The sequence below is a fragment of the Pseudomonas putida genome, assembly GCF_050989985.1.
Taxonomy (GTDB): domain Bacteria; phylum Pseudomonadota; class Gammaproteobacteria; order Pseudomonadales; family Pseudomonadaceae; genus Aquipseudomonas; species Aquipseudomonas putida_AI.
This window is the reverse complement of the sequence record NZ_CP158815.1, coordinates 5,108,672-5,121,686: the sequence shown is the minus strand read 5'-3', so window position 1 is coordinate 5,121,686 and position 13,015 is coordinate 5,108,672. Positions and strand designations below refer to the sequence as shown.

The following is a 13,015-nucleotide window of genomic DNA, read 5'->3' as shown; positions in this document are numbered from 1 at the left end:
TCTCAGGTTCATCGCGAGCAAGCTCGCTCCTACAGGGGCCTCATTTGAGTTCAGGCAGACGCGCTTCACTTTTGACTTCGGCCTGGGCGATTGCATCGGCAGGCAGCACGACCCGCTGTTTGCTCAGCAACTGGCCCATGTTCGCCAGTACACGGTACATCGAAAACTCCTCGGTGTAGCGCACTTCCGTGTAGCGGCGGTTGGCGTTGTACAGTTCGTTTTCACTGTCCAGCAGGTCGAGCAGGGTGCGTTGGCCGAGGCCGAACTGGTCCTGGTAAGCAATCCGCACGCGTTTACTGGTTTCGGCATATTCACGGGCGGTAGGGGTTTGCTTCTTGGCATTGACCATGGCATTCCAGGCCAGGTGAATGTTCTCGTTGAGTTGGCGCAGGGCGTTGTTGCGGATGTCCATCGCCTGATTGATCTTGTGTGCGTCCGATTGCAGGCGCGCCTTGTCGCTGCCGCCACGGAACAGGTTGTAGTTCATCACCACGCCGACCCGCCATTCATTGTCATGGCCCTTGTCGCCCTGGATGTTGTTGTTGGCGCCTACCGCGGCTTCGGCGTCAAAGCGCGGGTAGAACGGTGACTTGGCCACTTCGTACTGGCTCTCGGCCGATTGCACGTCGGCCTGGGCGGATTTCAGGTAGGGGTTGTTGTCCACCATGCTCTGCTGGGCTTCCTGCAGGGTTGCCGGCAGTTCGCCTCGGGTCGAGGGCGGTGCTTCCAGTTCATCGGGCAGGCGCCCGACGACGGCGGCGAAATTCGACTCGGCGTCGGCCAGGTCCACCTGGGCGGTATCGAGGTTGTTTTCCGCCAGTGCCCGACGAGCGGTGGACTGGTCGGCGTCGGCGTTGCTGCCGACACCGCGTTCGGTCCGCAGGCCGATCTGGTCGTTGACCCGCAAGTGCGCCTGCAGGTTGTTCTGGGCCAATGTCACCAGCTCGCGGCGCTTGAGCACTTCGAGATAAACCTCGATGGTGCGCAGGGCCAGGTCCTGGGCGGTGCCCTGGGCGTAATAGGCACGGGAGTTGACCACGCCCTTGGTGCGCTCGACCTCATTGGCGGTGTTGAAACCGTCGAACAGCATCTGCCGCAAGCGCAATTCCGACTGGGTGTAGTTGAGGATCGATGTGTGGTGATCGCCGAACGCCCGAGTGTTGGTGTTATCGCTGTAGCCGCGCCCGTAGGCGGCATTGAGGTCCACCGATGGATAAAAGCCCCCTTTGGCGACCTTCACGTCTTCATCAGCCGACAAACGGCTGTCCACCCGTGATGCCAGCTCCGGGTGGGTCGCGATGGTGCTCTGGATCGCCTCGGTCATGGTCATGGCTTGAGCCTGGTAGGTGCAGGCCATGGCCAGTAAAACTGCGGAGCAGAGGGGGTTTAAGCGGCGCATGGGTGCATCTCCCTGAAGTCCTGATGGTGCTTTATCGTCGCCAAATAATTGACGACATTTATAGGTAAACCGTTTCATTGGTTTTACATCAGAGCTAAGAACATTCTGGAGAGAACCTAAGAAGCTTTTCTCATAAGGTTTATGCCGAAAAAAACTTATGCGCTCTGCAAAATCCAGCACATTGTTCAGTTGCGAAGCCCTTGTTTTCTGAGCTTTAGGGCGCTCATCGAGGGCTTTGCAAAAGTTCCATCCACTTATCGACATAGAGCGGAGAAGTGCTGGAGGGAGGGAAGCGAAGCGGCACAGGGGTGACAAAATTTTGTCACTTGTGTGATTCACCAACGTTACGCATCTCTGCAGGGTGAGTCGTCCAGGAAGTGAGGGCCGATGCCATTGATTGCAAAGGCTTTTCCTCCGATGAAGACGACGCCCATGGGCAATACGCTGGGCGAGATCGTCGCCAGGGAAGCGGCTTACTCAGGTAAACGCTCACCGGTAGACGAGCCGCCGGGCAAGCCGCCTGAGCCGTCCATGAACATGTTCTCCGCAACAAAAAAAGGTGCCGACAGCGGTTGGCAGCGGAGGAAATGCACATGGCTACGCTCATCGGTATCGTCAGTAAGGTCATCGGTCAGGTGTTCGCGGTGGCGGGCGACGGCACTCGTCGCGCTCTGGTCGAGGGGGACCGATTGTTCGCCGGTGATCAGCTCGTTACCGGTGCCGAAGGCGCCGTGGCGGTGCATCTGCAAAATGGCCAGGAGCTGACCCTCGGACGCGGCAGCAGCCTGCAAATGACCCCTCAGTTGCTGGCCCATGAATCGCCCCACCTGAACACCAACGAATCGGTGACGCCAAGCGATGCGCAACTGAGCGACGTCGAGCAGCTGCAAAAAGCCATTGCCGCCGGTGACGACCCGACGCAGACCGCCGAAGCCACGGCGGCGGGGCCAGGCTCGACCGGACCTGCCGGCGGAGCACTGGGCGGCGGCCACAGTTTTGTATTGCTGGAAGAGGTCGGCGGGCGTGTCGATCCGAACATCGGCTTTCCCACTGCGGGCTTCAACGGCATTCCCGAGTTTCCCGAAGAACGCCACGATGCGGTCGTCAACACGGCCGATGACACGCCGGCGCCCGTAATCGTGCCGCCACCTCCACCTCCACCGGTCGTGAACAACCCTGTCACCCTCGGTGGGTTGTCGGTAGAAGGCGGTGAACTGAATCTCAATGAAGCGAACCTGCCTGACGGCTCGGCGAGCAATCCAGGGGACCTGACCCAGAGCGGTACGTTTACGGTCACCGCACCTGACGGGCTGAACAACCTGAGCATCGGCGGGATCAACGTCATCACCGGCGGCGTCGCCGTGGGCTTCCCGCAATCAATCACCACGCCGCTGGGCAGCACGCTGACCATCACCGGTTACAACCCGGCCACCGGCGTGGTCAGCTACAGCTACACCCTCAACGGCAGCGAGACCCACACGAGCGGCGATGGCACCACCCTCAGCGAGCATTTCACGGTGGTGGCGGGCGACAGCAATGGCGGCTCCACCACGGGCTCCCTGGACGTCAACATCACCGATGACGTGCCCAAAGCGTTCGATGACCACAATGGCACGGCTACGGAAACCCGGCTGACCCTGAATGGCAATGTCCTGACCAACGACGTACAAGGCGCTGACCGTGTACCGGTGGGTGAAAACGCCGGGCCGATCACGCCCGGTACCTTCGTCGGCACCTACGGCACCCTGGTGCTGAACGCCAACGGCACTTACACCTACACCCTCAACACCGACGATGCCGACTTCAAGGCGCTGCACGGTGGTGGCGATGGCAAGGAGACGTTCACCTACACCCTCACCGATGCCGACGGCGACACCAGCACCGCCAACCTGGTGCTGGACATCCACAATGACGACGACGGTGTGACCATCAATGGGTTGGACGTCGAGGGTGGCGAACTCACCGTCTACGAGAAGAACCTGTCTGACGGCAGCAACCCGGATGCCGGGGCGTTGACCCAGAGCGGCACTTTCACCATCGATGCACCTGATGGCGTGGAGACCCTGACCATCGGTGGCATCAACGTCGTGGTCGGCGGAGTGAGCGCAGGCTTCCCGCAATCCATCACCACGCCGCTGGGCAGCACCCTGACCATCACTGGCTTCAACGCCACCACGGGTGTCGTCAGCTACAGCTATACCCTGGTGGGCAACGAAGCCCACCCAACGGCGAATAGTGCCGACAGCCTCACCGAGCAATTCGCCGTCACCGTAGTGGATGACAACGGCACTACCGCCAACGGCAGCCTTGACGTGAACATCGTCGACGACCTGCCAAAAGCCGTGTACGACAGCAATGCCACGACCGCTTCGGAAACCCAGCTGACCCTGAACGGCAACGTGCTGACCAACGACGTACAAGGCGCCGACCGCGTAACGGTGGGTGAAAGCTCCGGGCCGATTACCCCGGGCACTTTTGTTGGTACCTACGGCACTCTGGTGCTGAACGCCAACGGCACTTACACCTACACCCTGAACACCAGCGATGCCGACTTCAAGGCCCTGCACGGCGGCGGCAACGGCACTGAAACTTTCACCTACACCCTGACTGACGCCGACGGCGATACCAGCACCGCCAACCTGGTGCTGAACATCCACAACAACGACGATGGCGTGACCATCAACGGCCTGGATGTGTACGGCGGCGAGCTCAACGTCTACGAGAAAAACCTCGGCGACGGCAGCAACCCGGATACAGGGGCCCTGACCCAGAGCGGCACTTTCACCATCAACGCACCTGATGGCGTGGAGACCCTGACCATCGGTGGCATCAACGTCGTGGTCGGCGGAGTGAGCGCAGGCTTCCCGCAATCCATCACCACGCCGCTGGGCAGCACCCTGACCATCACTGGCTTCAACGCCACCACGGGTGTCGTCAGCTACAGCTATACCCTGGTGGGCAACGAAGCCCACCCAACGGCGAATAGTGCCGACAGCCTCACCGAGCAATTCGCCGTCACCGTAGTGGATGACAACGGCACCACCGCCAACGGCAGCCTCGACGTGAACATCGTCGACGACTTGCCAAAAGCCGTATACGACAGCAACGCCGCGACCGCTTCGGAAACCCAGCTGACCCTGAACGGCAATGTCCTGACCAATGACGTGCAAGGCGCCGACCGTGTGCCGGTGGGTGAAAACGCCGGGCCGATCACCCCGGGCACTTTTGTTGGTACCTACGGCACCCTGGTACTGAACGCCAACGGGACCTACACCTACACCCTGAATACCAGCGATGTGGACTTCAAAGCACTACATGGCGGTGGCAACGGCACCGAAACCTTCACCTACACCCTCACCGATGCCGACGGCGATACCAGCACCGCCAACCTGGTGCTGAACATCCACAACAACGACGATGGCGTGACCATCAACGGTCTGGATGTGTATGGCGGCGAATTGACCGTCTACGAGAAAAATCTAAGCGACGGCAGCAACCCGGACACCGGCGCGTTGACCCAGAGTGGTACCTTCACCATCAATGCACCGGATGGCGTAGAGACCCTGAGCATCGGCGGGATCAACGTCGTGGTCGGCGGAGTGAGCGCAGGCTTCCCGCAATCCATCACCACACCGCTGGGCAGCACCCTGACCATCACTGGCTTTAACGCCACCACGGGTGTGGTCAGCTACAGCTACACCCTGGTCGATAACGAAGCGCACCCAACGGCCAACGGTGCCAACAGCCTCACCGAGCAATTCGCGGTCACCGTGGTCGATGACAACGGCACCACCGCCAATGGCAGCCTCGACGTGAACATCGTCGACGACCTGCCGAAGGCCGTGTACGACAGCAACGCCACGACCGCTTCGGAAACCCAGCTCACCCTGAATGGCAACGTCCTGACCAACGACGTACAGGGCGCCGACCGCGTGACGGTGGGTGAAAATTCCGGCCCGATTACCCCGGGCACTTTTGTTGGTACCTACGGCACTTTGGTGCTGAACGCCAACGGCACTTACACCTACACCCTGAACACCAGCGATGCGGACTTCAAAGCCCTGCACGGTGGTGGCAACGGTACCGAAACCTTCACCTACACCCTGACTGACGCCGACGGCGACACCAGCACCGCCAACCTGGTGCTGAACATCCACAACAACGACGATGGCGTGACCATCAATGGCCTGGATGTGTATGGCGGCGAGCTCACTGTCTACGAGAAAAACCTGTCTGACGGCAGCAACCCGGACACCGGCGCGCTGACCCAGAGCGGCACTTTCACCATCAATGCACCGGATGGCGTAGAGACCCTGAGCATCGGCGGCATCAACGTCGTGGTCGGTGGTGTGAGCGCAGGCTTCCCGCAATCGATCACCACGCCGCTGGGCAGCACCCTGACCATCACTGGCTTTAACGCGGCAACGGGTGTGGTCAGCTACAGCTACACCTTGGTAGACAACGAAGCCCACCCAACGGCGAATGGCGCCAACAGCCTCACCGAGCAATTCGCCGTCACCGTGGTGGATGACAACGGCACCACCGCCAACGGCAGCCTCGACGTGAACATCGTCGACGACTTGCCAAAAGCCGTGTACGACAGCAACGCCACGACTGCTTCGGAAACTCAGCTCACCCTGAACGGCAACGTCCTGACCAACGACGTACAAGGCGCCGACCGCGTAACGGTGGGTGAAAACTCCGGGCCGATTACCCCCGGAACCTTCGTCGGCACCTATGGCACCCTGGTACTGAATGCCAACGGCACTTACACCTACACCCTGAACACCAGCGATGCCGACTTCAAAGCCCTGCACGGTGGTGGCAACGGTACCGAAACCTTCACCTACACCCTGACTGACGCCGACGGCGACACCAGCACCGCCAACCTGGTGCTGAACATCCACAACAACGACGATGGCGTGACCATCAATGGCCTGGATGTGTATGGCGGCGAACTGACCGTCTACGAGAAAAACCTGACTGACGGCAGCAACCCGGACACCGGAGCCCTGACCCAGAGCGGCACGTTCACCATCAATGCACCGGATGGCGTAGAGACCCTGAGCATCGGCGGCATCAACGTCGTGGTCGGCGGAGTGAGCGCAGGCTTCCCGCAATCCATCACTACACCGCTGGGCAGCACCCTGACCATCACCGGCTTCAATGCCGCCACCGGTGTCGTCAGCTACAGCTACACCCTGGTGGATAACGAAGCGCACCCGACCGCAAATGGCGCCAACAGCCTGACTGAACAGTTCGCCGTCACCATAGTCGATGACAACGGCACCACCGCCAACGGCAGCCTCGACGTGAACATCGTCGACGACTTGCCAAAAGCCGTATACGACAGCAATGCCAATACGGCATCGGAGTCGTTGCTGACCCTTAACGGCAACGTCCTGACCAACGACGTACAAGGTGCCGACCGTGTGCCGACCGGCCCAGGTGCCGGCCCGATCACCCCCGGTACCTTCGTCGGTACCTACGGCACTCTGGTGCTGAACGCCAACGGCACTTACACCTATACCCTGAACACCAGCGATGCCGATTTCAAAGCCCTGCATGGCGGTGGCAATGGTACCGAAACCTTCACCTACACCCTCACCGATGCAGACGGCGATACCAGCACCGCCAACCTGGTGCTGAACATCCACAACAATAACGACCCGGTGATTATCAAAGGCCTGGATGTGTGTGGCGACGAACTGACCGTCTACGAGAAAAACCTCAGCGACGGCAGCAACCCCAACGCACCAGCGCTGACCCAAAGCGGCACCTTTACCGTCACCGCACTCGATGGCCTGCAAACCCTGATGGTGGGTGGCATCGCAGTGGTCAGCGGTGGCGTGGCCGCCGGCTTCCCGCAATCGATCACCACGCCGCTGGGCAGCACCCTGACCATCACCGGTTATAACCCGACAACGGGCGTGGTCAGCTACAGCTACACCCTGGTGGACAACGAAGCCCACCCGACCGCCAATGGTGCCAACAGCATCACCGAGAACTTCAACATCGTGGCGACCGACACCGATGGCAGTTCTGCCAGCGGGCAGATCAACGTCAACATCGTCGACGATGTGCCCAAGGCGATGAACGACAGCAATGCGTCGACCGCCTCGGAAACCCAACTGACCCTGAACGGCAACGTGCTGACCAACGACGTGCAAGGCGCCGACCGTGTAACGACCGGCCCCAGCAGCGGTCCGGTCACCCCTGGTACTTTTGTCGGCACCTACGGCACCCTGGTGCTGAATGCCAATGGCACTTACACCTACACCCTCAACACCAGCGATGCCGACTTCAAAGCGCTGCACGGCGGTGGCAGTGGCACCGAGTCCTTCACCTATACCCTGACTGACGCCGACGGCGACAAGAGCACCGCCAAACTGGTGCTGAACATCCACAACAACGACGATGGCGTGACCATCAACGGTCTGGATGTGTATGGCGGCGAGCTCAACGTCTACGAGAAAAACCTCAGCGACGGCAGCAACCCGGACACCGGGGCGCTGACCCAGAGCGGTACTTTCACCATCAACGCACCCGATGGCGTCGTAACCCTGAGCATCGGTGGCATCAACGTTGTGGTCGGCGGGGTGAGCGCAGGCTTCCCACAATCGATCACCACACCGTTGGGCAGCACGTTGACCATTACCGGCTTCAACGCCGCTACGGGCGTGGTCAGCTATAGCTACACCCTGGTGGACAACGAAGCCCACCCAACGGCGAATGGCGCCAACAGCCTCACCGAGCAATTCGCCGTCACCGTGGTCGATGACAACGGCACCACCGCCAATGGCAGCCTCGACGTGAACATCGTCGACGACCTGCCAAAAGCCGTTTACGACAGCAATGCCACGACCGCTTCGGAAACCCAGCTGACCCTGAATGGCAACGTCCTGACCAACGACGTGCAAGGCGCCGACCGTGTGCCGGTGGGTGAAAACGCCGGACCGATCACACCCGGTACCTTCGTCGGCACCTACGGCACTTTGGTGCTGAACGCCAATGGCACTTACACCTACACCCTGAACACCAGCGATGCCGATTTCAAAGCCCTGCATGGCGGTGGCAACGGCACCGAAACCTTCACTTACACCCTGACTGACGCTGACGGCGATACCAGCACCGCCAACCTGGTACTGAACATCCACAACAACGACGATGGCGTGACCATCAACGGTCTGGATGTTTACGGCGGCGAACTCACCGTCTACGAGAAAAACCTCAGCGACGGCAGCAACCCGAACGCCGGCGCGCTGACCCAGAGCGGCACCTTCACCATCACCGCACCGGATGGCGTGGAGACCCTGAGCATCGGCGGGATCAACGTCGTGGTTGGTGGTGTAAGCGCAGGCTTCCCGCAATCGATCACCACACCACTGGGTAGCACGCTGACCATCACTGGCTTCAATGCGGCCACAGGCGTGGTCAGCTACAGCTACACCCTGGTGGACAGCGAAGCCCATCCGACCGCGAATGGCGCCAACAGCCTCACCGAGCAATTCGCCGTCACCGTAGTGGATGACAACGGCACCACTGCCAACGGCAGCCTCGACGTGAACATCGTCGACGACCTTCCGAAGGCCGTGTACGACAGCAACGCCACGACCGCTTCGGAAACCCAGCTGACCCTGAACGGCAACGTGCTGACCAACGACGTGCAAGGCGCCGACCGTGTGCCGACCGGCCCCAGCAGCGGTCCGATCACCCCCGGTACTTTCGTCGGCACCTACGGCACCCTGGTGCTGAATGCCAACGGCACCTACACCTACACCCTGAACACCAGCGATGCGGATTTCAAAGCCCTGCACGGTAACGGCAACGGCACTGAAACCTTCACCTACACCCTCACCGATGCCGATGGCGACGCCAGCACCGCCAACCTGGTGCTGAACATCCACAACAACGACGACGGCGTCACGCTAACCGGCCTGGATGTGTATGGCGGCGAGCTCACCGTCTACGAGAAAAACCTCAGCGACGGCACCACGCCCAACACACCAGCATTGACTCAAAGCGGCACCTTCACCGTCACTGCACTGGATGGCCTGCAAACCCTGACGGTGGGTGGCATCGCCGTGGTGACCAATGGCGTGGCCGCCGGCTTCCCGCAATCGATCACCACGCCTTTGGGCAGCACCCTGACCATCACCGGCTTCAACGCCACTACGGGTGTGGTCAGCTACAGCTACACCCTGGTAGATAACGAAACCCATCCAAACGCCAATGGCACAAACAGCATCACCGAGAACTTCAACGTCGTGGCCACCGATGGCGATGGCAGCACGGCGTCGGGGCAGATCAACGTCAACATCATCGACGACACTCCGACCGCCAAACCCGACACCTCCTCGGTGACGGAAGGCGGCACCGTCAACATCAGCGTACTGGGCAACGACATCAACGGTGCCGATGGCCCGGCGACGGTGGTGGGCGTGCGCTTCGGCGGCAATACCTCGACCTCGGCGATCGGCGGCCTGGGCAGCAACATCAATGGCACCTACGGCTACCTGACCCTCGATGCCGCGGGCAACGCGGTCTATCACAGTAACCCGAACTCGGTCAGCCCGCCGGGGGCTACCGATACCTTCACCTACACCGTGCGCGATGCCGACGGCGACGAAAGCACCACGACCATCACCATCAATGTCGCCGACAGCAGCATCAAGGCAGTCACCGATACCGATGTGACGGTCTACGAAAAAGCTCTCGACCTGAGCAAGGATGGCCAGGACCTGGCGGCGGGCACCGTGACCGGCAGCGAGCCGGGCAGCACCACCGAAACGGCTACCGGTACCCTGGTCGGTTCGGTGACCGGTGGCAGCGGCGCCATCACTTACACCCTGGTCGGCAGCGCCACCGGGACTTACGGGCAGATCCTGCTCAACCCCAACGGCACCTACACCTACACCCTGACCTCCGCGCCGAAAACCTCGCCGGGTGCCAACGATGGTCCGAACACCCTGACTGAAAGCTTCACCTACAAGGCCACCGACGCGCTGGGCAACAGCACCACCAGCACCATCGTGGTCAACATCGTCGATGACGTGCCCAAGGCCGCGGCTTCCGAGCGGTCGGTGGCCGCCGTGGAGATCGACACCAACCTGCTGCTGGTGATCGATGTGTCCGGCAGTATGGCCGACGCTTCCGGCGTGCCGGGGCTCTCGCGGCTGGAGCTGGCCAAGCAGGCGATCAGCGCGCTGCTCGACAAGTACGACGATCTGGGCGACGTCAAAGTGCAGATCGTCACCTTCAGCAGCAACGCCACCGACAAGACCTCGGTTTGGGTGGACATCGCCACCGCCAAGACGATCGTTGCCGGTCTGACGGCGGGCGGCGGCACCAACTACGACGCCGCGGTCGACGTCGCGCAAACCGCGTTCAATACCAGCGGCAAACTGACGGGCGCGCAAAACGTCGGTTACTTCTTCTCCGACGGCAAGCCCAACGAAGGATCGATTGGTGGCGGGGACGAGGCGGACTGGAAAGAATTCCTCACCAACAATCAAATCAAGAACTACGCCATCGGCCTGGGCACCGGTGTCGACAGCGGGGACCTCAATCCACTGGCATATGACGGCACCGGCACGGGCACCAATACCAACGCGGTGATCGTCACCGACCTCGGCCAGCTCAACTCGGTGCTCTCGGGCACCGTGATTGGCGCACCGGTCACCGGTTCGCTGCTCGAAGGCGGTTCGTTCGGGGCCGACGGCGGTTTCGTCAAATCCATCACGGTCGATGGCACGACCTACACCTACGATCCGAAGGGCAACAGCAACCAGGGTTCGCTGGCCTTCAGCGGCGGCGCCAACCATGGCACCTTCAACACCGTCAACAACACCTTGAGCATCGCCACCAACAACAAGGGCACCCTGGTGGTGAACCTCGATACCGGCGAGTACAGCTACATTTCGCAGAAGGCCACGGCGGTGGTGGTGACCGAAAACATCGGCTTCACCCTCAGCGACAACGACGGTGATCTCGCCAGCTCAACCCTGGTCGTCAAAGTCGTTCCGAATGCGGCACCGGTGGCGGTCGATGACCACATCATCACCAACGTGCTCTCGGGCAACCTCGCGGTGGCGGGGGATGTGCTGCTGGCCAACGACAGCGATCCCGATGGCGATCCGATCAAGGCCTCGCCGACCACCTTCAACACCGGCTGGACCAGCAAGGCTGCGGACTTCACCGGAAGTGGAGCGATCGACTTTTCAGGCAGCGGAGCCAAGCCGTCCAACCAGGAATTGGCCAACGTGCGCGCTTCCTTCGCAGCCAATACCGCAGCCATGACTGCGTTGTTGGTAATCAGTGGCTACCTGGGGCCAGTCACCAATGCCAATGCCAACGATGAGGACAAGATCACCGTCAACCTCAAGCAGGGCGAAACCCTCAACCTGGATCACAACCTGGCGGCCGGTCACATCACCATGGAGTACTCCGTCAACGGGGGCGCCTGGATTGCCATCGGCGATGGCCAGACCATCACCGCGGCGTCGGATGGTGTGTACCAGATCCACGTCACCAACATCACCAATACCTCTGGCAGCAATACGGGGGCGGCGGAAAATTACCAGTTGACCATGACGCTCAACTACGCCGGAGCCCATGACACCACCCCGGACTATCACGGCACCTACACCACCAGCGACGACCATGGCGGCAGCGCCAATGCCAACGTGACCATCACCTACCAGGACAGCCATACCCTCACCGGTACGGCAGGTAACGACACGCTGGTGGCGGGGGACGGCAACAACATCCTCAATGCCGGCGACGGCAACGACATCCTCATGGCTGGCAACGGCAACAACGAATTGCATGGCGGTGCCGGCAATGACTTGCTGTTCAGCGGGATGGGCAATGATCTGCTCGACGGCGGCACCGGCAACGATACCGCCAGCTACGCCCATGCCACGGCGGGGGTTACGGTCAACCTGGGGGCCAGTGGGGCGCAGAACACCCTGGGCGCCGGCACCGATACCCTGACGGGGATCGAGAACCTCGTCGGCTCCAACTTCAACGACAACCTCACCGGCGACAACAACAGCAACATCATCACCGGCGGCCTGGGCAACGACGTGCTCAACGGTGGCGGTGGCGACGACTTCCTGATCGGCGGCCTGGGCGACAATACCCTGACCGGCGGCAGCGGCGCCGACACCTTCCAGTGGCTCAAGGGCAACAGCGGCCATGACTTGATCACCGACTTCACGCCGGGCACCGACAAACTCGACCTGTCGCAATTGCTGCAAGGGGAGAACAGCACCGCGGCCTCGCTGGACGACTACCTCCACTTCACGGTCAGCGGCAGCGGCGCGTCACTGGTGACCAGTATCGACGTCAGCGCCATGGCCGGCGCGGCGCCGAACCAGACCATCGACCTGGCCGGGGTCAACCTGGCCAGTCATTACGGGGTCACACCCGGGGCGGGCGGGGTGGTTTCCGGCGCTGACACGGCCACTATCATCAACGGCATGCTCAACGATCATTCGTTGAAGGTGGATACCGTGTAATCAATCCCGCCTCCCTGTGGGAGCGAGCCTGCTCGCGATGGTCGTCAACGATGACGCTGGGTACCTGAAACCACGCTGCGTCCTCAGGTTCATC

The 13,015-nt window shown here is 61.3% G+C and carries 2 protein-coding genes; one reads left to right on the top strand and one right to left on the bottom strand.

Translation table 11 applies throughout. From position 1 onward, the window contains the following. Positions 1-40: 40 nt before the first annotated feature. Positions 41-1,399: a TolC family outer membrane protein gene (locus tag ABTV29_RS23395; protein ID WP_433767010.1), complete on the bottom strand. Its 1,359-nt coding sequence runs from the start codon at positions 1,397-1,399 to the stop codon at positions 41-43. Between the two features lie 593 nt (positions 1,400-1,992). Here ABTV29_RS23395 and ABTV29_RS23390 point away from each other — a divergent pair. Beyond that, positions 1,993-12,921, top strand: a complete 10,929-nt coding sequence (locus ABTV29_RS23390; protein WP_433767009.1) for a retention module-containing protein — start codon at positions 1,993-1,995, stop codon at positions 12,919-12,921. Positions 12,922-13,015: the final 94 nt, after the last annotated feature.